Consider the following 24,923-nt stretch of genomic DNA (forward strand, 5'->3'; position numbering starts at 1 on the left):
CTTAACTATTTAACACTCTTGCCGTCTCTACGTCTTACGATCATCTTGTTAGACTGCTTGTTCTTCTTTCTGGTCTTTAAGCCCATTGCTGGCTTACCCCATGGTGTAGATGGACCTGGACGTCCGATAGGTGCTCTACCTTCACCACCACCATGTGGATGATCATTAGGGTTCATGACTGAACCACGAACAGTTGGTCTTACGCCCATGTGACGCTTACGTCCGGCTTTACCAATGTTAACAAGGCCATGCTCGATGTTTCCTACCTGACCGATTGTTGCTCTACAGATAATTGGAACCATTCTCATTTCGCCTGATGGAAGTCTAAGTGTTGCATACTTTCCTTCCTTAGCCATAAGCTGTGCTGAGTTACCGGCTGAACGAACCATCTGTCCGCCCTTGCCTGGGTACAGCTCGATGTTGTGTACTAATGTACCAACTGGAATATTCTGAAGTGGAAGACAGTTACCGATCTTAATCTCTGCCTCTGGTCCGTTCATAAGAACATCACCAACTGCGAGCTTGTAAGGAGCGATAATGTATCTCTTCTCACCATCTGCATAAAACAGTAATGCGATGTTTGCTGATCTGTTTGGATCATACTCTATTGCATTTACTGTAGCTTTAATGCCATCTTTGTCATTTCTCTTGAAATCTATAATTCTGTACTTCTGCTTAGCACCACCGCCGTGATGTCTAACTGTTATCTTTCCCTGATTGTTACGACCAGCTGTCTTACTCTTTGATACAAGAAGTGACTTCTCAGGTGTTGTCTTTGTGATCTCTGAAAAATCAAGGCCAGTCATATTTCTTCTGGAAGGTGTATATGGGTTATATGTCTTAATTCCCATTTTTGTTCTCCTTTCGGTTTCAATTTATTCTCACGCTTTTATTGCGTATACCCGGATTTTTTATAATCCTTCAAAAATCTCGATGTCCTTGCTGTCTGCTGTTAACTGTACGATAGCCTTCTTGTACTTAGCTGTGTTGCCAACTGTAGCGCCACGTCTCTTTTCCTTGCCATCGTTGTTCATTGTGTTAACCTTTGCAACCTTTGTTCCTTCGAACATCTTCTCTACAGCCTCTTTGATCTGAGCCTTGTTTGCTGTTGGGTGAACAAGAAATGTGTATTTCTTCTCAGCCATTGCATTCATACTCTTCTCTGTGATTACTGGCTTAAGTATAACGTCATAATACTTGATATCTGCCATTATGCGTACACCTCCTCTATTGCTGCTACAGCTTCCTTAGTAAGAACGAGCTTCTCATACTTAAGAATATCATATACGCTTAATGAGTTTACTACTGTTGTCTTAACTGTTGGAATGTTGTTAGCTGAAAGAACTACGTTGTTGTTCTTATCCTTTGTTACTACTAATGACTTAGGAGCCTGAAGCTTAGCAAGGATCTTAGCGAAGATGCTTGTCTTAACTTCTGCAAGTTCAAGCTTGTCAACTACTACTAACTTGTCTTCAGCAAGCTTTGTTGAAAGTGCTGACTTTAAAGCTGCCTGCTTTTCCTTCTTATTCATCTTAACTGAATAATCTCTTGGCTTTGGTGCGAATACTACTCCGCCGCCCTTCCACTGTGGAGATCTTGTAGAACCCTGTCTTGCATTACCTGTTCCCTTCTGTCTCCAAGGCTTTCTTCCACCACCAGAAACCTCAGAACGTGTCTTAGCACTCTGTGTTCCCTGACGGCTGTTTGCAAGCTGTCCTACAACAGCCAAATGCATTAAATGTTCATTTATTTCTACACCGAAAACTGAATCGTTTAACTCTAATGTTTCAACTTCATTTCCTTCGATGTCTACTACTTTAACTGATGCCATTTTCGTTCCTCCTTTCCTAAAGACTACTTACCAGTCTTTACTGTATCCTTAATCATTACTAATGATTTCTTTGGTCCTGGAACTGCGCCCTTTACCAAAATAACATCATTTTCAACATCTATCTTAACTACCTCAAGGTTCTGGATAGTTACTCTTACGCTGCCCATGTGACCTGGCATTCTCTTACCCTTGAATACGCGGCCTGGAGTAGTTGCTGAGCCGTTTGAACCTGCATGTCTGTGATACTTTGAACCGTGAGCTGAAGGACCTGACTTTAAGCCGTGTCTCTTAAGACCGCCTGCATATCCCTTACCCTTTGTCTTAGCGGTAACATCAATCTTGTCACCCTCTGCAAATACGTCTGCCTTGATCTCTGCGCCGAGCTCGTAAGCTGAGCAGTCATCAAGTCTGAACTCTCTGTAGAAAGTCTTAGGTGTTGTGTTAGCCTTCTTTGCATGTCCAACTTCTGCCTTACCAGCACCATGTGGATTTCTGATAACTTTCTTTCCTGAAACGTCCTTGCTTGTTACTCTTTCCTTCTTTTCGCCGAATCCAACCTGAATTGCCTCGTAACCGTCATTCTCAACTGTTTTAACCTGGGTTACAACACATGGACCAGCCTGTAAAACTGTAACTGGTGTTAATACACCGTCCTCGTCGAAAATCTGTGTCATTCCGACCTTTGTTGCTAAAATAGCCTTCTTCATTTTTGGTTTTCCTCCTAATTAATTCACAGCGGATTGCTTGTTGCAATCATACTAAATTTAATTCACAGCGGATCGTTTTACCGATCATACTAAATTACATCTTCCGATGCATTAGGTACTGTATTAAATTGTAAATGTTTGTGGTTTATTTTGAATTAGTCCACTCTAATTATTTCATCTTAACGTCGATGTAAACACCAGCAGATAAGTCCATCTTCTGTAAAGCGTCAACAGTCTTCTGTGTTGGAGCAATTACATCGATAAGTCTCTTATGAGTTCTCTGCTCGAACTGTTCTCTTGAATCCTTATACTTATGAACAGCTCTTAAGATTGTCACCTTTTCTACCTTTGTTGGCATTGGAACTGGTCCGCTAACCTTAGCACCTGTCTTCTTAACAGTATCGATGATCTGGCTTGCAGCCTGATCGATAAGCTTGTGGTCATATGCCTTAAGTGTGATTCTCATAATCTGATTTGCCATAAAAAAAGCCGCCTCCTTTTCGCACTTTTGATTAGTACAACAAGTGGTGACTGTACACTCTCCCGTGTGTGTCGTATTTATTATCACAACATACACGTCGTCTCTGCTCTCTGGCAGACGGTTCTTTTGTACAGTGACTTGTCGTCAGTTTTGTAAATTGACATTCGCTCCACGAAATAACCTGTATTATATACAGCAACCTCCGCTTCTACGCTATCAATGTCACAGCAAGAATGATTATATACCAGTGTTTCCAGTTATGCAAGCTTTTTTATTCATAATTTCCACAATTTTTTTTGGTAAATTTTATGCTTTAATCTTAAAGGTCTGTTTCAGCTTTACTCCCTTATTGTCATAGATCTCAAGCTTAGGTATGCTGAGTATGTACGCGATCTCGTTTGTATATCCGTAATTTTTTATATCAAAGTACGGATACATAAGCTTTATAGCTGCAAACAACTCGCTCATGTCCTCAACCTTATTGTCCCTCTTGCCAAGAAATTCGTATATGTACTTCTGTATCTCCTGACCATCGTCAATCTGTCTTATGGCAATCCCCGATGCCGTTTCTTCTATATTAATATTGCTTATATTTTCTGTGACAAATGTAGTAAATTTTGTATACCCATAATTTCTCACATCAAATTCCGGATACATTCTCAAGAGTGCCTCGCACAGCCCCCGGGCGTCTATAAGTCTTGCACTGCCCTTTTCCATGGTGATCATCTCCAGCATGTTTTTCACCACGTCAGCCTTTGGAGTTACATATTCCGATACATCCTCTCCCGCTAACATCTCCACATATCTGAAGCTTCCGGTGCTGTAGACGAACTGCTTTGAGGCTGACTTCGTACCGTATATGGTAACTCTTGCCCCATTTGCCAGGTGGGCGTTAAGGACCGGCCTGATATACTCATCCCCGGTGGCAACTATCACCTGATCGGCTCTTCTTCTGTTCTTGTGATCATCCTCCATAAGGTAAAACATGAAATCGGCAATAAGCTCCGCCGGTATCCGGTCTGCGTATTCCGTTCCTGTTTCTTCTATATAATATAGATTTCTCTCAAGAGTATCTCTAAGTTCCTCGTCATCTATATTGCCATAAGCCTTCTTCAGGATCACATTCCCCTGCTTCCTGGCTTCCCTTGTGATGGCATCTATATATTCTGTTTTTATGCTGTTACAATCTACAAATAAAGCTATGTTCATTGACTCAACCCCTATATCCATTGTCTTCTCCGGTTTTTAACAGTTCCATAAGGCACTGCTTCAGATCAAATGCAAGACATATCTCCTCTGCCTGTTTATAGGCTTCTTTTCGCTTTGCCTCGGAGATATTCTTCTTCACTGCCCTTATAAGTATGTTCTTTGGGGAGTGCTCTATCTCGATAAATTCCATTACATCTGTCTTATAGCCACTGTATTCAAGCATTAAGCCTCTTATGGTGTCCGTCATAAGGGCGGCAGTTCTCTCTTTTATGAGCCCATAATGGGTAATACCCTTAAGTGCCTCTGTCTTCATCTGCTTATTTGCCTCATGCTGGCAGCATGGCACTGACATTATATAGGTTGCACCCCAGCTTATGGCATTGTACAGGGCAAAGTCCGTGGCTGTATCGCAGGCATGTAGGCTTACCACCATGTCAACTCTGTGGTCTGTATGGTATCCGTTGATATTTCAAATTTCAAATCTCAGATCCTTATATCCGAATTTCTCTGCCAGAGCGTTACAGTTTTTTATAACCTGCTCCTTAAGATCAAGACCGGTAATGTACGCCCGCTTCTTCCTTATCTCCACAAGATAGTAGTAAAGGATGAAGGTCAGATAGGATTTGCCGCAGCCGAAATCTATGATATAGATCTCGTCCCTGTCATAGTCCTTAAGCACGTCATCAACCATCTCCACAAATCTGTTTATCTGTTTGAACTTATCGTACATGGACTTTGCAACCTTGCCATCCTTTGTGAATATACCCAGTTCTTTAAACACTGGTATATCCATGCCCTCTTCGAGGATGTATTTCTTCTTGCGGTTGTTTCCCTGTATGGTCACCTGTTTCTTGTCGGATTTCTTTCTTGTAAGATGAGGCTCGCCCTTTTTGCTTACCCGCAGCTCGTAATCGTATCCCACTGCAAATGAATTGAGCTGTCTGAAATTCTCTCCTATATATCCTCCAAGAGTGCCCTTAAGGCCCTCTTCACCTATGTTCTCGTGAAACACCTGCTTGTCTGTATATTTCTCAAGCTGGTACACAAGCTTTCCTGATATCTGCTTCTTACCGCATACTATCTTCCTGTATTCGCCCTTGCCACCGCCAAGCACTATCTTGTGGGGATTTGAGGCTATTATTTCATCTAGCATTTCTGCTGTTTTCTCTGTCATCATTTCTGTGCTCTTTCTGTTTTCTTAATGTCGCTTTATGCGTTGCACTTACATAGTCCGACTTTTTGCTATGCACGCTACGCTTTTAGAGTATCACGGTGCCACGGCTTGTGCAAGTCTTTCGTTTTCAGCTTGACGCTTTTTCCGATGCGCGATGGTTTTTAATGTGACGCTTTTTTCGATATGCGTTGGATTTTTAACATGACGCTTTTTCCGATGTGCGATGGTTCTATTCCGGGACCGCTCTCGCTCGTATGCTCCTCCTTACGTTACTAAATTCGTGCTACGCACTCATTAAGTAACGAGGGGAGCAAATGTCCCTTCATAGAATCATCCAATCTCCAAAAGCTGGTAATGAGGCTTTCTTCGGAGCAAGCCATTAAGTGAACCTCCATAGAATGAAGATAATGTCCCAGAAAGCCATAGCGAGTATTTCGTTACGAGGTTTGGGCTAACTGTCGGCACCAAGCCCACGTTCAAACCCGCAAGGGTGCGTTTGGGCGACTGCCGACACATAGGTGCCCGAACCGAGTAGAAAACGCAGCAAGGCTTGTGGGGACATCATCTTCATTTGCGGAGTTTTATAATAGCTGCGTGCATGCAACAGATATCAAACGTGTCAGACTCATTGAATAATGTGCCGCTGCGACATCCGCCATAAAGCCACCATAAAACGGAAATGCCGTGCCCGAACTGAGTAGAAAACGCAGCAAGGCTTGTAGAAGCCCTCCCTCCTATGCTATACTTGAAGTTAGTGCAAACAACCATAGCAAACGCAACAACACAACATTAATATAGAAACAGGAGAAATATCATATGTGGCTGGCAGATAATTGGAAAGATTACGAAGTTATAGACTGCTCTGATGGCGAGAAGTTAGAGCGTTGGGGAAAATACATCCTGCTAAGACCGGACCCTCAGGTTCTCTGGAGCACTCCAAAGAACGACAAGAGATGGAAGCAGTTAAACGGACACTATCACAGAAGCAACCGCGGTGGCGGAGAATGGGAATTCTTCAAGCTCCCGGAGCAGTGGACCATCAATTACAGAGACCTCACCTTTAATCTAAAGCCATTCAGCTTCAAGCATACCGGCTTGTTCCCGGAGCAGGCAGCCAACTGGGACTGGTTTTCTGAGCTTATAAGGAAATCCCCAAAGAAGGATATAAAGGTATTGAATTTATTTGCATATACAGGTGGTGCAACCTGTGCCGCTGCCAAGGCAGGTGCCGCGGTAACCCACGTTGACGCCTCAAAGGGAATGGTCACATGGGCAAAGGAAAATGCCGTATCCTCAGGACTTGCAGACGCACCTATCAGATGGATAGTTGATGACTGTGTGAAATTCGTAGAAAGGGAGATCCGACGCGGAAATAAATACGACGCAATAATCATGGATCCTCCATCATATGGAAGAGGTCCAAAGGGCGAGATATGGAAGATCGAGGAGAAGATCCACCCATTTATCAAGCTCTGCTCTGAGCTTTTATGTGATAAGCCACTGTTCTTCCTGGTGAACTCATACACCACCGGGCTCCAGCCCGCTGTTCTTAACTATATGATAAGCACCGAGGTAAAGAGTAAATTCGGCGGCACAGTTATGGCTGACGAGATCGGACTTCCATGTACAGTATCCGGACTTCCTCTCCCATGCGGAGCAGCCGGAAGATGGCAGAGATAAAACACGGCAGCCTCCTCAAAAAAACGTGAGGCAACAGCAAGATAGTGCGATCAGGTGAAAAGAAAACATATAATAGAAAAATCGGCAGGGAAATAATTTCCTGCCGATTTTTATTATCTTTCATCCATATCCAGATATTCTCTGTGGCTTCCTACATACTTGTATGCCGGTCTGATGATCTTGCCTGCATTTACAAGCTCCTCTATTCTGTGGGCACACCAGCCTGATATTCTCGCAATGGCAAATATAGGTGTGAACAGCTCAATAGGTATGTCAAGCATTGTATATACAAATCCGCTGTAGAAGTCTACATTTGCAGAAATCGCCTTATTGCCGTTCCTTCTCTCTCCGAGAAGTCTGGCTGCGATTCTTTCAACTGTAGCGTACAAAGCAAATTCCTTCTCCTTGTGCTTCTCAACCGAAAGCTTCTCTGCATACCCCTTGAGTATCCTTGCTCTTGGGTCTGACTTGGTATATACAGCATGTCCCATTCCATATATAAGCCCCGAATGGTCGAAGCCCTTCTTGTCAAGCAATGATGTGAGGTACTCTGTTATGGCAGCCTCATCCTCCCAGTCCTTAACATGTTCCTTAAGATCGTCGAACATCTGCTGAACCTTAAGATTTGCGCCACCATGCTTAGGTCCCTTAAGGGAACCAAGAGAACCTGCAACTGTTGAATATGTATCTGTTCCTGTAGATGATATTACATGGGTTGTAAATGTTGAGTTGTTACCACCGCCATGCTCTGCATGTATAACCAGACAGATATCAAGAACCTGGGCTTCAAGCTCAGTATACTTCTTGTCTGCTCTGATAAGCCTTAAGAAGTTCTCTGCTGTGGAAAGTCCCTTCTTAGGATTATGTATTACAAGACTCTTATCAAGGTAATAATGTCTGTAACCCTGATATCCGTAGGCTGCTATCAGAGGGAACTGGGCGATAAGCTCAAGGCTCTGTCTCAGCACATTCTTTATGCTGATATCATCCGGATTATCGTCATATGAATAAAGTGTCAGAACACACCTCTGGAGTACGTTCATCATATTCTTACTTGGTGCCTTAAGTATTACGTCTCTGGTAAATTTGCTCGGAAGCTCCCTGAAGGTCTCCATAAGTTCGATAAAGCCTGCAAGCTGCTCCCTGTTAGGCAATGAACCAAACATAAGCAGATATATAGTCTCCTCAAATCCGAACTTGCTTCCGTGAAAGCCCTTTACAAGGCTCTCCACATTATAGCCCTGAAAGAACAGACTTCCGTCTGCGGGAACTCTTTCTCCATCGATCACGTCATAACCGATAACATCGGAGATCTCAGTGAGACCTGTAAGGACACCCTTACCGTTTGAATCTCTTAATCCTCTTTTTACATCATAGGTAACATAGAGGTTTTGATCTATGCTTCCTGACGCATTACAGTAATCCACAAGCTGATCAATTATCCTGTTATATTCTTCGCTACCTCTTTCCAAACCTCTATCCCCTTTCCATCCTTAGTATAAACTCTAACTAATCTCACATTAGTTTATCAAATTATCACCTGCCATGCAAGAAAATGAATAAAATAATTATAAATGTGAAAAAGCAATGCATACCATGTATATTTCCGGCGAAAGAAATAAGCCCATTCATATGCACTGCTTTTTTGCTTTTATATTTCTATTATATACCTTTCATAGGCATTGATTATTGTTGTATCCCTGTAATGAGATTCCCTCACGAAATCTCTTCCGTAATTGACGTGAACATGCCCATGGACAAAATACTTCGGCTTATACTCCTCTATGAGGGTCCTAAAGCACGAAAAACCATTATGGGCAAGATCCTCCGAATCATTTATCCCCTTTGCGGGAGCATGACCTATGAGTATATCAAAGCCTCCGGACTTCTTGATCTTTCTCTTAAGCTTCTTTACCCTGTTCTCCATTGCCTTGTCGGTATACTGATGAGGCGCCCCGCCAAACTTGTATTCCATGGAGCCGCCAAGTCCCAATATCCGCACGCCTTGATATTCAACAATCTGACCGTCTATACATATACAGCCATCAGGAGGAGTCTCTTCATAACACACATCATGATTACCATGAACATAATAAACAGGTGCATGGGTAAATGTTGCAAGAAAAGACAGGTATTGCGGTGCCAGATCACCACAGGAGATAATTAAATCTATACCTTCTAATTTTTTTTTATCAAAATAATCCCATAAATACTTTGACTCTTCATCCGCAAGTACCATTATCTTCATTTTACCGCTTCTCCACTGATCCCACATTATTATGATGCTATACACATCTTTATCTCTGTTCCTGCTCCGAATTCACCAGCGTCTCCACCGGCTTTTTAAGCTCAAGGTTCTCCGGCTGATCAAGTCCCTGGACTGCCAGGATATCCTGAGCGTCATCCTGTATCTCATCAGGCTTAGGAATGGTTCCCACTATATTGTCATTAAGCCATGTCATGTTAAGTATATCCTGTATATCAAGCTCGCTGTTCATGTTGTCGGCAACCACATCCTTCTGGGAAATTATCTTACCGTAGAAAGGTGAAACCTTGCCGTTTTTGATAAGATCCTTCATAAGATCTGCCAGTCTTATGGTTCCCTTAGGCAGATGTGCCGAGCAGATAACATCCACTACTCCGGCTGACATTCCCCACCAGTAGCTTACCGCCTTCTTCTCATCAAGCTTCTCATCTTCCTTCCAGTTTCCTGCCAGGATAGCTGACACGATCTTCTCGTAAAAGGCACCCCAGTTATACACCGACATCGCAAGATTTCTTATCTTACCGTCTCTTATACAGAACAGTCCGAACTCTCTTGAAGCATTTGCAGGGACGATCATATCAATATATGAGATATAGTGAACATCCAGCTCCTCAAATCTCTTCTTAGGATTGCTGCCCTTAACCTTGGACCATTCCAGATACACCTTCGCGTTAGGATTTACCATCTGTACTCCCAGGGCAAATGCATTGATATTTGCAACGGTACCGCTTATAGGATAATCTGCCACGAATCCTACCTTGTTGTTCTCACACAGAGAACCGGCTATGATACCTGTAATGAACTTAGCCTCATACATGCGGGCGTAATATGTTCTTACATGGCTTGTGGTGGTGTTAAGTGAGCAGTTAAGTATCTTTATCTCCGGATGGGCAACTGCCACCTTAAGGGACGCATTTAGCATCTCCGGACTTGTGGTAAATACCAGATCATATTTCTCTTCAACTATTTTATTAAGACATTCCACCAGCTTCTCTGGGGTATCAACCAACGGAAACGCCGTGGTCTCCACCTGATTTGCAAATTTATTCTTAATGTCATTTCTTCCAAGTTCATGACAATATATCCACATGGAGTCCTGAGGTCTCTTATCATATACAAATGCGATCTTAAGGGTCTTAGGCTTTGCCTGAAGTATGTTAAGAAGCTTAGGCTTTGAATTGTCAACAGGATCAAGGACCGGCGTTACCGGAGTCTCCTTTTTCTGGTGACTGAGGATTATCTCGTCCCATACCTTATCAACATTTGCCTTGACCTCGTCCCGGCTCATGTGCTTCAATTCTTCATAACTATATATATTAAGGAAGATAAGCATTGCGTCATTCACATTTATCTTAAGCTTATCTGCGCCCTTCTTGGCAAGAAATGCCTTTTCAAATGCAAGATGTGCCGAGTTAAAGTCAAGTCTTGCGTCATCCGACAAGGGTTCACCGTCACTTATGCCCAGGTGCTCCCTTAATTTATCATAGCTTCCAAGCTGTGAGAACCACATATAATTGATTCCGGTCTGCTTGTGGAAGTCTACATATTCATAGTATATCTTGTTCTCAAGCTCGTCGGTCTTCTTCGGCATCTTTCTTATTACCATGGCAGGGATTGACTCTGCGCCGAAATACTTAAGAACACTTACTCGTTTATTTCCCTCTATTACATAGAACTTGGTCATGTACTCATAAACCTTGATGGGATCGTGTATTCCCTCTTCAAGGTGTGACTGACACAGACTTGCCCACTTGCCACCAAACTCTGTATTATAATCAAGAATCGGCATGAAATTCGACGCAAATGCGTGAGTCCTGCCCTCCGTTGCTGTTCCCACAACATTTCCAAGCGCTATATACTGTAACCCTAAATTAATCTCCCCAACCACATCCGACGCAGTAATTATTTTATCTAGTACCGGCAAATATGGATCTACGCCCCTGGCAACATCAGCCTGATATCTTTTCTCGCCAAGCTTCTGTGCAGCTAAATATTCCGTTGCTGACATAAAAATCACTCCTATCTTTCGAACAACACTCCCTCACAGACCGAGGGAAGAAAACCTTGCAGACCAAGGTTATTCAATCACTTCGAAAACGCAGTCAATAAACTAATCTACTCTTACTAAACTCGGTATTCTATCACACTTTTTGAAAATGTAAAGAGCAAACATAAAATACCGGTAAAAGTTCTCATATCTATATTATACTATTTTCAATATTTTTCTATAGACATTAATATTTGTTTGTAAAAAGTTCACAATTTGTTTTATATATTTTATATATTTGTTCTTGATATTTATTAGCTTATAGTATAATATATACATATAGATAAGTCAATTTATCACAAATCGAAATTAACTTTGGTGTGTGTGAATACTTATATATATGAACCCGGCTGGAGTTTCTCTCCTCCGGGTTCTTTTCGTATCCTCTCTTATTCATTGACACGACCTGCGTGCCTTTTTTTATATAGAACTTTGCCACTACCAAGTGATATATATATTTGTTGCACAACTCCCGGGATTCTATTATACTTAGACTATATTTTTAATACATACAAATGGAGGGAAAAATGGGAGATTCACTTTATAACGATGAAGATTCAACAACCGTTTTAGTAGCAGACGATACTACCCAGGACGGTTTTGACCAATCTCAGCAGAATCAGGATCAGGTTCAGAGTCCCAATGGCGGTTCAAAAAACCAGACTGCATATGATCAAAGCAGCCAAGGCCTGGGTCAAAGCATATATGCCCAGCAGAGTTTTAACCAGAGCGGTTACAATCAGCCACAAAACGGCTACGGTCAGCAGAACCTTAATCAGAATAGTTACAGCCAGCCACAAAACAGCTACGGAAATGCCTATGGCCAGGCAGGCTTTAACCAGAGCGGTTACAATCAGCCACAAAACGGCTACGGTCAGCAGAACCTTAATCAGAATAGTTACAGCCAGCCACAAAACAGCTACGGAAATGCCTATGGCCAGGCAGGCTTTAACCAGAGCGGTTACAATCAGCCACAAAACGGCTACGGTCAGCAGAACCTTAATCAGAATAGTTACAGCCAGCCACAAAACAGCTACGGAAATGCCTATGGCCAGGCAGGCTTTAACCAGAGCGGTTACAATCAGCCACAAAACGGCTACGGTCAGCAGAACCTTAATCAGAATAGTTACAGCCAGCCACAGAACAGCTACGGAAATGCCTATGGTCAGACAGGCTTTAACCAGAATGGTTACAATCAAGCACAGAGCGGTTACAGTCAGCCGCAAAACGGCTACGGAAATGCTTACGGTCAGACAGGCTTTAACCAGAACGGTTACAATCAATCACAGAACAACTACGGAAACCCTTACGGTCAGACAGGCTTTAACCAGAATATGACACCAACACCTGCAAAGGAACCTAAGAAGCCTATGGACGAGGCAGCTAAGGATAAGCTTCACAAAATTTTATCCCTCACCGCCTTGGGCATTGCGGGAGCAGGCTTTATAGCCGTGGCGATACTTACTCTGATATCCACCTTCTTCTCAGCCACAAGCGATTTCAAGGGAAGCTACAAAGATTCCAAAAACACCACGGAAGCTGCTACAGAAGCCGGTTCAACTGACGAAAGCGACACCTCAGCTTCCGATGATACTTCAGCAGACGGAACAGACAACGCTTCTACAGAACAGGGGGAACAATGATATGAAGAAAAAATATAAGGTATTATTGATAATTGCCGCCGTTCTCGTGGTTGTGGATCTGGTAGGTTTCTTTGTATTTGCGTCACCTGCAATGAAGATGAACAAGCTCTTCAAGGCACTTAACGACGGAGACAGCAAAGCTGCCCAATCTGCCTACAGAGAACTGTCCGACAACGGCAGAACAAAGGCAAATGATCTGCTTATTGACTTCGCCTACGACAAGGAAAATAAGCTCGAGAATGACAAGATAAAATATAAGGAATTCTCAAAGTGCATGGATGCTGCCACCTCAGTAACTAAAAAAATACCTACAGAAGTAACAGACTTCAAGGCGAAGGGTGACAGATACCAGATGACAAGCCTCTATGAGGACTGTGCAAAGGAATACATAAACAACAAGCAGTCAGATGAATACATCAAGTTAAGGAACAGTTTCCTTGATATATATAACAACTACACCGACGACACAGAATTTGACAATGCCATGGTGGAATACCTGGACGAAAAAAACGAGGAGTTCAGGAATAATACCATAACTGCCGACGAGTTAAATGCCTATGCATATACCGGTGCAGACCTGTTTAACGGTTACTCTTCTGCATATGACAAGTCCACCAGGATCGCCAATGATCTTCAGAACATCCAGAAGTATGAGACACATTATCAGGAGGCTCAGGGCTACTTCGATAATGATCAGTACTACGAGTGCTACGATTACTGTGTAGATGAGCTGGACTACTATTTCTCATATGAAGATGACACCACCGGCTACTCCCAGAAGTTTGAAACATTAAAGGATAACGCATATGACACCGGCAAGACCTACTACCTTGACCAGGCAAATGCCGCCGTAGCAGAAGGCAGACTTGACGATGCCAAGGAAATCCTTCAGAAGATCGACGAGTTCTATGAAGGAACAGTCAACACCGCCGCTGCCTGGGAATCAACCCACGAGGCATGGATGACTCCTTATGTGGAATATATTGCAAATATAAACAATACTGTAAAGAATGATATGGCTTCTGCTCCTGCTACCGGAGATTATAACGATCCATCAAAAATGGACTCAAACTATGTATATATTTCAGAATTTACCCTTCATGACTTTGATGGAAATGGTATACCTGAGCTTATAGCTATTGATTATGACCATGATCTGGAATTTGTATATACCTATGACAGCGACAAGGTTGTCCTTACCGGCGTATTTTACATGGATCGTATAGGTGACAATTCTTTTTCTGTCGTAATAAATCTCCTGACTCTTCCAGACGGATGGGAGGGACGTTCATTGATCGAGCTTTCAGGTAAGACATGGACAGAAAAGGAATCCTACTACGCCAACTATAATGATGAAAGATACAAAGTAAACGGCAACGACGTGACCATAGATGAAATGAATGAGGAGTCAAACTATATGAACAATCGTACCAATTCGATATACTTCTATTCATACGACATCAACGACGCCGACGATGTTAAGAGCATAATCTACAGCTATACAGCTGATAATTAATTATCATACCACCCCTGCAAGCTAACCTGCAGTGGTGGAATTTTAGAATTTGGATGTGATTTTATGAGTAATATTTTTAGAGATTTCGATTTAAGCAATATGCTTGTTATACTCTTCCTGTTCAGCATGGGAAGCATGATAGGCTGGGTCATAGAGTTCTTCTTCAGAAGATTTTTCTCCCCGAATAATCCTAACCGCAAATGGATAAATCCCGGTTTCTTGATGGGACCATGGCTTCCGCTGTATGGAACAGGTCTTGTAATACTATGTTCCATTGCAAGTATCCGCATTACTGCCCTGGATGATCATCCCGTGATACAGAGTATTGTAACAGTTCTTATTATGACCGCTGCCATGACGGTGATCGAGTACATCGCAGGTCTCATATTCATAAAGGGTATGAACATCAAGCTGTGGGATTACAGTGACCGTCCCGGCAATATACAGGGTATCATATGTCCGCTGTTCACCTTCTTCTGGGGCGTTGTGGCTGCCATATATTACTTCTTCATACACCCACACATTATCAACTCACTTATATGGCTTGCAGGTCATCTTACCTTCTCATTCTTCATAGGCTTCTTCTATGGAATATTCGTGATTGACCTGGTAAATTCATTTAAGATAATGACAAAAGTCAAGAAATTCGCAGACGACTACAACTTAGTTGTAAGAATAGAGGAGCTCAAAGCCCACATTGCTACAGCCCTTGATGAGGAGAAAGAGAAACGTCGTTTCCTACATCCTCTCCATAGCTTAAATGCTCTTTCTACAGCATTTGAGAAAAGCAGTGAGAACTTCTCCATACAGAAGAAGATCAAGAAGGTTGCAAAAAAGCTTAAAGACGATATACAGTAAAAAAAGGAACATGATCAACCGATCATGTTCCTTTTTTTATTTTATGTAATGATGTTTAATGGTTGCTGCTCCTATTTGCCGGATTCCAGTTCTCCTGACAGTACTCCATATTCCTTAAGTGCCTTAACCGCGTCTCTCGACAGCTTCTTAGGAACCTGTATCTGTACCGTAACGTACTGGTCACCTACGATGTTGTGGTTTCTTATATTGGCAACACCCTTACCCTTAAGCCTTATCTTGCTTCCCGACTGGGTACCTGCGGCAATCTTACACTTTACATTACCTGTAAGGGTGCTTACTATTGCCTCACCGCCAAGAACTGCTGTGGTAAACGGTATGCTCACAGTTGTATACAAGTCATTTCCTTTTCTTTCAAAACCGGGCTTATCCTTTATATGGATCCTTAGCATCAGGTCTCCGTTTGGACCGCCATTCGCACCGGGATAACCTTTGCCCTCAAGACGTATACACTTGCCTTCCTCCATACCGGCAGGTATGTGGACATTAAGCGTCTGATTTTTACCGGAGCTGCTTAAGGTTATGTTCTTATCACAGCCAAGAACAGCCTCTTCAAATTCTATCGTAAGCTCTGACTCAATATTCCTTCCCTGTGAAGGATAATTTCCACCGCCAAAGCCTCCTCCGAAGCCGCCAAAGCCGCCATCAAAACCGCCTCTTGCGCTACCTCTTCCACCGCCGCCGAAGAATGAACCGAATATACCTCCAAGTATATCATCCATATCTCCACCTTCAAAGTGAAAGCTTCCGCCTCCGAAAGGATTGCCACCTCCCTGTCCTGCATCGAATGCTGCATGACCATACTGATCATATACTTTCTTTTTCTCCGGATCACTTAATATCTCGTAAGCCTCGGTAACTTCCTTAAACTTCTCTGCAGCCTGGGCATCACCGGGATTGGTGTCCGGGTGATACTTCTTCGCAAGGACTCTGTATGCCTTCTTTATCTCTGCCTCGGAAGCATTTCTTGAAATCCCAAGAACCTCATAGCAATCTTTTTTTTCTGCCATCTGCGTCACTTCCTACTATTTATTAATCTATCACTGAAATTTTTATTGTCAAAAAAGCCACTGCATACTATCACAGACCTGTTGCAGCAAAAATATTAAAAGGAGCCTCCTGCAAGTGCCGGAAGCTCCTTCTATCTTCGGATATTCCCACGCCTTAGCATGTTCAATCCTTTATATTATAAAGCTTATTGAAAAATAAGCAATGATTTTATTCACTTTACTTATTATCCAAATTATATACACCGACTCCGGGCAGCCATCAAATAACTGTTTTCATCATGATTACTCAATAGCAATGTACTTGTCAGTCTCAGGCTTTTCCTTCTTCTCAGGCTTAGGAATGCTAAGAACAAGGACGCCGTTCTTAAATGCAGCCTTGATATCCTCCTGCTCCACTTCCTCACCTACATAGAAGGTTCTCTGGCAGCTTCCTGAAAATCTTTCCTTGCAGATGTATTTGAATGAAGGCTTCTGTGCCGGCTTTTCTGCAGTTTTCTCATCAACCGCCTTCTCGCCGGAAGCTTCTTTCTTTTCACCATCCTGGCTTTCCTTATTACTCTCTGTTTCCTTGGTTGCTGTTACTGTAAGGTAGCCCTTGTCCAGCTTGATAGCAATTTCGTTCTTCTCATATCCGGGAAGATCCATCATAAGCTCATAGCCATTCTCATCTTCCTTAATATCTGTCTTCATAAGACTCTTAGATGTATGTCCGTATGCCTTTTTCTCAGGCTTCTTTGCTTCTCTTTCAGGGTAGTATGGATATCCTGCCCAAGACTCCTCAAAAAATGGATCATTAAAAAATGTGTCGAATAAATCATTGTTTCTTGTTGTTAATAACATAAGTCATCTCTCCTTTTCCATACAGGCAACGTGCCCCACAAAGGTACGTTACATACAATATATTAAGCAGATCAGCTACGGAACCATCATACATTGATGTTGCTGATATGTTGTTTTCCTTTTGACAATTATGTTATAGCACTTCTATTAGCACTCGTCAATAGTGAGTGCTAATAATTTTTGTGAAAATTCTGTGAACTACAAAAGGCACCATTCTGTCATGGTGCCTTTTATTTCAACTTGAAGTTAAACTTCAGCTTTGATATTAACTTTATTTTAGTACTTTAGTACCAGCTTTGGTTGGTGCCAGCTTTTATTTTGACTTCTCCGCCTTCAATATAGGCTGGAAATCATTTACCTCCTTTGCGATAACACCACTTAAGGCAAGGAGACAGATAAGATTAGGTATCGCCATCAAAGCATTTGCCACATCTGAGAAGTTCCATACTATATCAAGTGTCATGGTTGCTCCGATATAGACCACAAGGGAGAATATTATTCTGTATATCATATTGAATTTATGGGTCTTGAATATATACTCAAAGGCTTTTTCGCCATGGTACTCCCATCCCAGGATAGTTGAAAATGCAAATAACACAATACCGATACTTACCAACCATCCGCCAGCCTTTCCTATAGCCGACTCAAAAGATAGTATTGTAAGAGCTGCACCCTTTACAACAGTTGTTGCAGCATATACACCATCATCACTGAATGTATAATGATTACCTTCTCCGTCTGTCCATGTTCCCGACACATCCCCTGCTACAGCAAGGCATTCACCGACATTAAGCTTTTCTGTGGCGTCCACTGAATCTGTAATATTAAGATCCTTCTCCGGCACCATGGTAAGCTCTGTGACCGTATCTGCCTTTGTATCTTTTATGGTAAGAACCGTGCCATCTTCATTAAATTCATAGGAATATTCCGCTGAGCAGTCCTTATCATCGGTGTCCGTTGCCTGAACCGATATTACGCTGTCTGTAACCGTATATGTACCTTCCACGCCGTTCTGATTTGCCCCAAGCATTCCTGATGACGCAATGCAAAGACCTGTAATTGTACACACAACTATTGTATCCCAGAAGGTACCGGTCATGTTGATATATCCCTGACGTACAGGATTATCCGTTTTTGCTGCAGCCGCTGTGATGGCTGCCGAACCCATACCTGCTTCATTTGAAAATACTCCTCTGGCTACACCAAACCTCATGGCATTCATGAGCGCTGCTGTTATTGTTCCACAGAGACCACCGCCTACTGCCTTGACGTTAAATGCCATCTTAAATATCATGGCAACACCATCAGGAACATTTCTATAATTTATAATTATTACCACGAGACCAGCAATAACGTAGAAGATTGCCATAACAGGAACAACTACTGAAGAAACCTTTGATATGGTCTTGATACCGCCTACTATGATAAGCAGTGCAAGAACTGTCAATACAATACCAACCGCCTTCACTGAAGCTCCAAAGGTATCATTTAATGACTCTGCAATGGAATTTGCCTGGGTCATATTACCTATACCGAAGGACGCTATCACTGCAAATAAAGCAAAGAGCCAGCCGAGAACCGCTCCCACCCTTTTATGCTTAAAACCTTTCTTCATGGTGTACATTGGACCGCCGGACATTTCGCCCTTTTCATTTACCTCTCTATACTTAATGGCAAGCATACACTCCGAGAACTTTGATGTAAGTCCAAATAATGCCGAAATCCACATCCACACCAGGGCACCGGGACCACCTGATACCATAGCTGTGGCAACACCTACTATATTACCGGTTCCTATTGTTGCCGCCAGCGCTGTTGTAAGTGCTGAAAATGGTGATATATCACCGGTTCCTTTATCTTTCTTTCGTGCTTCCTTTGACAATGTGCTCTTAATGGCATAGCCAAGGTTTCTCCATGGCAGGAATTTAAGACGTATAGTCAGGAATATACCTGTTCCCACAAGAAGAATAAGCATTACCGGACCCCATACGAAATCATCCACTGCCGAAATAATTGCTCCGAGTCTCTCCATATCATTCTCTCCTCTCAAAAAAAAATAGAGGCACACGCAACAAGCGTATGCCTCCATTGACATTCATAGGCATTATAATATATATTTTTTCTCATTTTGTCAATATGCCACTTAATATTAATATGTTAGTACACCACTTAATTTAATATGTTAGTATTGCCATCCTGACATTAACATATGTCTAGGAACATACATACGCTATGATTCCCCCAACATGTATTTCACTGATTTCATTATTTCTGTTATAATTCTTTTATATGAAGAACGCACTGCCCAAAGTATGCTCTTCATTAAAACAATACTTAGGAAACGGTACATTTATTATGGATATAATTGGATTTATACATACAGATTTTATTGAAAAGTTTGGCATTCCAAGACAGAGTGGTCTGATACCGGAGCTTACCGGAGTTATTGAGTTCCTGCCGGAATACAGGCAGCCCGAAGCCTTCAAGGGACTGCAGGACTTCTCACACATCTGGATATTATGGGAATTTAACAGAGCCAAAAAGGATCATTGGAGTGCAACGGTTAAGCCGCCAAAGCTTGGGGGAAATACAAGAATGGGAGTATTCGCCACCAGATCCCCTTTCAGGCCTAACAATATAGGTCTGTCGTCTGTACGACTTGAAAGGATTGAGTATACTGAGGAGCATGGACCATTGCTCTATGTATCGGGGATAGATATGTTGGATGGCACTCCAATATTGGATATCAAGCCCTACATCCCTTACAGCGACTGCCACCCTGACGCAACAGGAGGCTTCACGGAGAGTATAGACCAGACTCCCCTTGAGGTAATATTTGCAGATGAACCATCGCTTCAAAAAATCCTTTCCCATCTGGGAGCTGACAAAAAGTCTGCCCTGACAGCACTTCTGGCAGGAGACCCGAGACCGGGATATCAGAACGATCCGGACAGGGTGTACGGAGTTGCATTTGCAGGGTATAACTTCCGTTTCACTGTAAGGGAAAAAGTGCTCACAGTCATATCCATAGAGATTCTATCTCCGGAACATACAGCCGGCTGCCGAAGCAAGGATAATAAGAAATAAGTATTCTATTCTTATTATGATAAGCCTCTCTTTATCTACTGCCCTGTCAATGGCGGTCCGGTCCACAGGCACATACCCTGCTGCCGAAATCCTGTCCATTGTCTTGCCGTCGATATTCTGCTTATCTATGTAAATAAGAATATTGTAACTGTCAACACCCGTATCCATCATGCCGGCATTGTCATCTGATGTACCGGCAGATTTGCTACTTCCGGTACTTTTATCACCTGTACTTTCATCGCTGAAATCGTACACCGCATAAAGGGCTGCCTCTTCATCAGGAAGGGATGACTCGGCGAATATCTTTATGTCGCTATTCGTTGTGATACGTACCTGCCCATTCTCTATGCTGCAATACTCCGCCAGCTCCTTCACCGCCTTGTCATTGGCATAGTACACGGTCATTGCACTGCCGTTACTGATATTGTACCTGTCTCTCATATATTCCCTTGACACATACTTCACAGGAAAGCTGAAATCATGCTGCCTTACGGTCACTGAGAGCCGGTCTTCCTTATAAAGGGTAAAGCATGTGACCTCAGAAAGCTCCGAAAGCTTCTGTAGTCCGTTTCTTGAGGTATCACCGCTCACCACACACTCCATGCTATGGGACAGGATCTTCACCAGACTCCCCCCATACATGCATATCCTTACAGCACAGACAACGATCACAACTATCAGTATCAGCCTTATCTTCTCACTATCATTCTGTTTTATTTTCTTCAGATATCTTCTCATAGCTGTCTTCTCTGTTTTCTATCTCGGCAACCTTTTTGTTTATGACGCATTTCCCGATGATAATGCCTCCCAATACAAGGAATATGCCTATTATGATCACCATTATGATCCACCACTGGGATGTGTCCGCAGGCTTTTCTGCGGTTGTCGTTGTCTGGGTAAATGGTGACATTATATTTGTCTCAAATTCCATTTCGTAAGTATACTCTGTTCCGTTGGTGTCCTCATAACAGCAGGTTATGGTGCCTGAGGTGTAACCGTACAGATTGCCGGTGGAAAGGCCTCCTATACTCACATCAACACTGCCATTTCCCACGGCACCGGCTTCAATGGCACCTATAAAGAGGGTTCCTGCCGGTTCAACACCGTCAGCTTCAAGTATTGCCCTCACGTTGTATACAGGCGTATTCCCCAGATTTATGGCATTGAGATTTACGGTAACCTTATCCCCGACCTCAACCTCTGCCGGGAAATTAACCGGGTCAAATGTTACATCAAGGGGCTGTTCTATACTGATCTTGGCATTTCCTGCACTGGTGAAGGCAGTGCCCTTGTCATCAGCGTAGTCCATGGCAAGGGCCAGATTGTACTGGCCGCTGGCAAGCTTCTTACTGTAGGAATATTCATATGTTACAACATAGGTATCCCCAACATTTAACTTGTCCACGAACACCGTATCAGAAGGGCTCTCAAGCTGCAATCCTTCAACAGTATCGCTTACCGAAACCGTAAGATTTCTGACATTTTCAGATTTGCTGGAGTTGTATATGGTGATGTTTACCTTTAGCTTATTCTCCCCGGTGGACTCAGTCTTATATTCCTTGACCAGCACCTTAGGGGCAAATGTTATCTCTGTAGTAGGCTCGTCTGCAGGCACATCATCACTGCTTCCTGTGTCAGGCTCCTTACCGTCTGTTATTACCACATAAAGTGTGTATGTGTCCTCAACCTTATTGCCCTTGCTGTCATATCCTGCCACCTTCACATCCACCGGATAGGTTCCGTTTATCCTGTCATTGTTCAGACTGAGATCATACTGCACCAGATATGCTTTGTTCTTTTTGTTGGAATTATTTATATTCCAGTCCTTTAAGGTTACATCCTTTCTGTAGTTCTTATAGACAAATGGGGAACCGGCAGTATCTCCAAGCTGTACCGCTGTGCTTATCTTATTATCCTTTATGTCTCCTGTGGCTGTAACCGGTATAACAATACTTGCCTTTCCCTCTGAACATTCCGGCATATAGCCCTCCGAATAGGTCTTGCTCATTCCGGGATACAGATTTTCATTGTCGATATTGAACTCGACTGCGGATACAGACTCCGGATCCTTTACCGGCTCCGTGGAAGGTTCCTTGTCCGGCTCCTTAGCCTGTTCGGTGGTTGGCTCTGTGGTATCTGCCTTATCCTTGTTATTATCCGGAGATATCTGGTCTCCCTCGCTGTCGGTCTCATTTAATGGAGCACCAAGTCCTATGGCATGTACATACAATCCGCGGGAATTTACCACAAGCATACATATTATGCTGCATAATAAAATCAGGTATTTTCTTTTATTCTTATTCATATCCATCTCTTCCTTTTATCGAAAAATATGCATTTCACTGCATGGTACGGCTTTGTTCTTTCCGGGTACAGATACCGGAGGCACCCCGATCTCCATCTCATACACCCTGTCACACAGCTCTTCTATATCCACTGCATTATGGCTGGCAAGAAGTATTGCCTTTCCCTGATCTCTCAGATCAAGGATCAGCTTTCTCATCTTAAGTACTGTATTCTTGTCAAGTCCGTTAAAGGGCTCGTCAAGTATCAGTACATCCGGATTCTCCATGATTGCCTGGGCAATCCCAAGTCTCTGTCTCATACCAAGAGAATATTTGGATACGGGCTTTCTCATGTCCGGATCAAGTCCCACCTTAGCGATGGATGCCCTTATCTCCTGACGCCCTACCCTGGATCTCAGGTCTGCCAGTATCTTGAGATTTTTATAACCGCTTACATTTGGCAGAAAGCCCGGTGTCTCAATTATCATGCCGAGGCTTTCCGGAAAATCCTCGTCCTTTCCTATCTCAGCACCATTCACATATACCTTTCCCTTATCCTGCCTCATGAAGCCGCATATACATTTCATCAGCACGGTCTTGCCGCTTCCGTTATTTCCCACAACCCCATGTATGGAGCCCGGGGGAATATTTATGTTCACGTCATTTAACACCCTGTCCCTGCCAAAGGATTTAAAGAGATGTTCCACTACTATCCCTTCTTTTTTGTTATCATCAGATGTCATTTAACTTCCTCCCTACTGCCAATGCAAATCCTTCAAGCAACACAAGCGAGATTCCTATAAGGAACATTACAAGCCCTGTCTCCCCGAACATCCACTCCTTCTGGGGGTTGGACCATTCGTAGGGGCACAGCATATACAGGTTCCTGGCGTACCGCTCATACACAATGACCAGTGCATAGCAGATCACAAAGCCTCCGCCGTATGCGATGTACCTGCTCATGGATACAGTGGCTATAAGCTGTGCCAGCACTGCAAATACAAATCCTGCTGCGAATATAGGCAAGTATTGATACTCTACCTGCTTGCTTTCCTTTATAAAGAAGCTGCTGAGCCATGCCCCCATAAGGATGGCACCGCCGCCACTTACTCCGCAGGCAAGGAACTTGCCAGTTATGTATGCCATTTTTGTGGTCCTGCCGATATATTGTTTTATAAATCCGCTCTGATAATCTACGATCCAGGCTGTACTGTAGGGTATCGCCGCCGCCACAGGGACACTCATGTAAAATGTCTCCGTTCCGTATCCGGAATACACACAGATAAGAAATTCCACTATGACCACCGCTGCAAATCCAATGGATCCCACAGCCCTGCGTATATCAATAATAAAACTGTTCATATTCCTACTTCCATGTACCTGTGAAATTAAAGGTATATCTCTTTATCTTTATTGCTGACAGCACGAAAAACAGGGTGCTCGTCACTGCAAAAAATCCATATGAAAATCCAAGTCTCGGCAGATTATCATACCCGAAATTATGCATATAATAAGTTGCCTGGTTAAGAGGTGACATCCAGCCAAATATTATATTTGCGATCCGGCTCTGCTCATCCGACAGCTTAAACCATGCCTGTACTATGTCCGGAGTGAGAAGATATCCGAACAGGCAGTATATGATCCCCCCTACCATTCCCAGGTTATCCTTCACCAGGTTAAGGAACAGTATTATGGAGGATAACAGCATGGTGTAACCAAGAAGCAGTGCAAATATATTAAGGGATACCTGATATGGATATGATCTTTCAAGCACCTTCACAAATGTAGGAACAGCTATCTTCTGCCCTATATCTGAGTAACCAAGGATTGCAGCCGTGTCACTCCACATATTTGCCGTATATGATCTGGACATGGAAAGCACCATGGTGGACACCATTATGAACAATGTGTATATACCTGTCGCTGAAACCATGTAAAATATCTGCCCCAGAATATATGTCCTTCTGTCTATCCTCACCAGGAAGAATGGCACGTCATTTCCCAGATGGGGCATATCTGCAAATATCAACAGCAGCATAAGTGATACCACCATTACGGACTTGGCATCGCCAAAGGTCCAGATAAATGCTTCATTCATCTGAAGCACTGTGTCATGCTCCTTCGAAAACTGCACCACCTTGTCCGACAAAAGAAAGCAGAATATAAAACCTATCATAAATGCCAGATATATCTGTGGGCTGTATACCCACCTTTTGTAATTTGCCTTTGCTGTATAAAATATCTTCTTCATAACCCATGTATCTGTATCAC

General features: G+C 43.0%; 22 protein-coding genes and 1 pseudogene. 5 read left to right on the forward strand and 18 right to left on the reverse strand.

Translation table 11 applies throughout. The features are described 5' to 3' along the window. Positions 1-5: 5 nt before the first annotated feature. The 7 genes and pseudogenes from rplB to DXB54_RS12255 all read right to left on the reverse strand — a co-directional run bounded on the left by rplB (position 6) and on the right by DXB54_RS12255 (position 5,405). A complete protein-coding gene (rplB, locus tag DXB54_RS10565; protein ID WP_118695156.1) occupies positions 6-851 on the reverse strand; it encodes a 50S ribosomal protein L2 in 846 nt (281 codons plus the stop codon). 60 nt (positions 852-911) lie between these two features. Beyond that, on the reverse strand, positions 912-1,211 hold the full coding sequence (gene rplW / locus DXB54_RS10570) for a 50S ribosomal protein L23 (RefSeq protein WP_021937689.1): 300 nt from the start codon (positions 1,209-1,211) through the stop codon (positions 912-914). Continuing rightward, on the reverse strand, positions 1,211-1,831 hold the full coding sequence (gene rplD / locus DXB54_RS10575) for a 50S ribosomal protein L4 (RefSeq protein ID WP_118695157.1): 621 nt from the start codon (positions 1,829-1,831) through the stop codon (positions 1,211-1,213). The genes rplW and rplD overlap by 1 nt, the downstream gene beginning before the upstream one ends. A 23-nt stretch (positions 1,832-1,854) precedes the next feature. Then, complete coding sequence (rplC, locus tag DXB54_RS10580) at positions 1,855-2,538, reverse strand: 50S ribosomal protein L3 (RefSeq protein WP_118695158.1); 684 nt, start codon at positions 2,536-2,538, stop codon at positions 1,855-1,857. A 169-nt stretch (positions 2,539-2,707) separates the two neighbouring features. Beyond that, positions 2,708-3,019 (reverse strand): 30S ribosomal protein S10, encoded by a 312-nt coding sequence (rpsJ, locus tag DXB54_RS10585; RefSeq protein ID WP_021937692.1) that lies wholly within the window; start codon positions 3,017-3,019, stop codon positions 2,708-2,710. A 306-nt stretch (positions 3,020-3,325) separates the two neighbouring features. Then, positions 3,326-4,249, reverse strand: a complete 924-nt coding sequence (locus DXB54_RS10590) for an OST-HTH/LOTUS domain-containing protein (RefSeq protein WP_118695159.1) — start codon at positions 4,247-4,249, stop codon at positions 3,326-3,328. After that, positions 4,233-5,405 (reverse strand): annotated as a pseudogene (locus DXB54_RS12255) (class I SAM-dependent methyltransferase). Before DXB54_RS12255 ends, DXB54_RS10590 begins: the two are co-directional and overlap by 17 nt. Positions 5,406-6,218: 813 nt before the next feature. Here DXB54_RS12255 and DXB54_RS10600 point away from each other — a divergent pair. Further along, the gene (locus DXB54_RS10600) at positions 6,219-7,082 is read left to right on the forward strand and encodes a class I SAM-dependent methyltransferase (RefSeq protein WP_118695160.1); all 864 of its coding nucleotides are present in this window, start codon (positions 6,219-6,221) and stop codon (positions 7,080-7,082) included. Positions 7,083-7,195: 113 nt separating this feature from the next. Here DXB54_RS10600 and DXB54_RS10605 read toward each other — a convergent pair whose 3' ends face one another. From DXB54_RS10605 to DXB54_RS10615, 3 genes are all read right to left on the reverse strand, one after another. Continuing rightward, a complete protein-coding gene (locus tag DXB54_RS10605) occupies positions 7,196-8,554 on the reverse strand; it encodes a citrate/2-methylcitrate synthase (RefSeq protein WP_021938634.1) in 1,359 nt (452 codons plus the stop codon). 179 nt (positions 8,555-8,733) lie between these two features. Continuing rightward, positions 8,734-9,330, reverse strand: coding sequence for a metallophosphoesterase family protein (locus DXB54_RS10610; protein WP_118695161.1), 597 nt, complete (start codon positions 9,328-9,330; stop codon positions 8,734-8,736). Between the two features lie 49 nt (positions 9,331-9,379). Beyond that, entirely contained in the window at positions 9,380-11,356 is a 1,977-nt protein-coding gene (locus DXB54_RS10615; protein ID WP_021938632.1) for a BMP family ABC transporter substrate-binding protein, read from the reverse strand. A 566-nt stretch (positions 11,357-11,922) separates the two neighbouring features. Here DXB54_RS10615 and DXB54_RS10620 point away from each other — a divergent pair. From DXB54_RS10620 to DXB54_RS10630, 3 genes are all read left to right on the forward strand, one after another. Beyond that, positions 11,923-13,038, forward strand: coding sequence for a hypothetical protein (locus DXB54_RS10620; protein ID WP_118695162.1), 1,116 nt, complete (start codon positions 11,923-11,925; stop codon positions 13,036-13,038). Position 13,039: 1 nt separating this feature from the next. After that, positions 13,040-14,554: a hypothetical protein gene (locus DXB54_RS10625; RefSeq protein WP_021938630.1), complete on the forward strand. Its 1,515-nt coding sequence runs from the start codon at positions 13,040-13,042 to the stop codon at positions 14,552-14,554. A gap of 63 nt (positions 14,555-14,617) precedes the next feature. After that, positions 14,618-15,412 (forward strand): putative ABC transporter permease, encoded by a 795-nt coding sequence (locus DXB54_RS10630; protein WP_021938629.1) that lies wholly within the window; start codon positions 14,618-14,620, stop codon positions 15,410-15,412. 71 nt (positions 15,413-15,483) lie between these two features. On the opposite strand, the gene DXB54_RS10635 is transcribed toward DXB54_RS10630, so the two are convergent. The 3 genes from DXB54_RS10635 to DXB54_RS10645 all read right to left on the reverse strand — a co-directional run bounded on the left by DXB54_RS10635 (position 15,484) and on the right by DXB54_RS10645 (position 19,312). Then, positions 15,484-16,440 (reverse strand): DnaJ C-terminal domain-containing protein, encoded by a 957-nt coding sequence (locus DXB54_RS10635; protein WP_021938628.1) that lies wholly within the window; start codon positions 16,438-16,440, stop codon positions 15,484-15,486. 282 nt (positions 16,441-16,722) lie between these two features. Further along, the gene (locus DXB54_RS10640; RefSeq protein WP_021938627.1) at positions 16,723-17,280 is read right to left on the reverse strand and encodes an Hsp20 family protein; all 558 of its coding nucleotides are present in this window, start codon (positions 17,278-17,280) and stop codon (positions 16,723-16,725) included. Positions 17,281-17,593: 313 nt separating this feature from the next. After that, positions 17,594-19,312, reverse strand: a complete 1,719-nt coding sequence (locus tag DXB54_RS10645; protein WP_118695163.1) for an alanine/glycine:cation symporter family protein — start codon at positions 19,310-19,312, stop codon at positions 17,594-17,596. A gap of 323 nt (positions 19,313-19,635) precedes the next feature. Between DXB54_RS10645 and tsaA the strand changes: the two genes are divergently transcribed. Beyond that, a complete protein-coding gene (gene tsaA / locus DXB54_RS10650) occupies positions 19,636-20,367 on the forward strand; it encodes a tRNA (N6-threonylcarbamoyladenosine(37)-N6)-methyltransferase TrmO (RefSeq protein WP_021938625.1) in 732 nt (243 codons plus the stop codon). Here tsaA and DXB54_RS10655 read toward each other — a convergent pair. Genes DXB54_RS10655 through DXB54_RS10675 form a run of 5 tightly spaced genes read right to left on the reverse strand, consistent with a single transcriptional unit; the run spans position 20,317 to position 24,903 of the window. Then, the gene (locus DXB54_RS10655) at positions 20,317-21,105 is read right to left on the reverse strand and encodes a hypothetical protein (protein ID WP_118695164.1); all 789 of its coding nucleotides are present in this window, start codon (positions 21,103-21,105) and stop codon (positions 20,317-20,319) included. The two genes, tsaA and DXB54_RS10655, sit on opposite strands and share 51 nt — an antisense overlap. Further along, entirely contained in the window at positions 21,071-22,672 is a 1,602-nt protein-coding gene (locus DXB54_RS10660; protein ID WP_118695165.1) for a hypothetical protein, read from the reverse strand. The genes DXB54_RS10655 and DXB54_RS10660 overlap by 35 nt, the downstream gene beginning before the upstream one ends. Before the next feature lie 15 nt (positions 22,673-22,687). Beyond that, positions 22,688-23,395 carry an ATP-binding cassette domain-containing protein gene (locus DXB54_RS10665; protein ID WP_118695166.1) on the reverse strand — a complete coding sequence of 236 codons (708 nt, stop codon included), beginning with the start codon at positions 23,393-23,395 and terminating at the stop codon, positions 22,688-22,690. Further along, complete coding sequence (locus DXB54_RS10670; RefSeq protein ID WP_118695167.1) at positions 23,385-24,014, reverse strand: hypothetical protein; 630 nt, start codon at positions 24,012-24,014, stop codon at positions 23,385-23,387. The genes DXB54_RS10665 and DXB54_RS10670 overlap by 11 nt, the downstream gene beginning before the upstream one ends. A gap of 4 nt (positions 24,015-24,018) precedes the next feature. Next, on the reverse strand, positions 24,019-24,903 hold the full coding sequence (locus DXB54_RS10675; protein ID WP_021938620.1) for a hypothetical protein: 885 nt from the start codon (positions 24,901-24,903) through the stop codon (positions 24,019-24,021). Positions 24,904-24,923 lie beyond the last annotated feature (20 nt).

Source organism: Coprococcus sp. OM04-5BH (genome assembly GCF_003482105.1).
Lineage (GTDB): Bacteria > Bacillota > Clostridia > Lachnospirales > Lachnospiraceae > Coprococcus.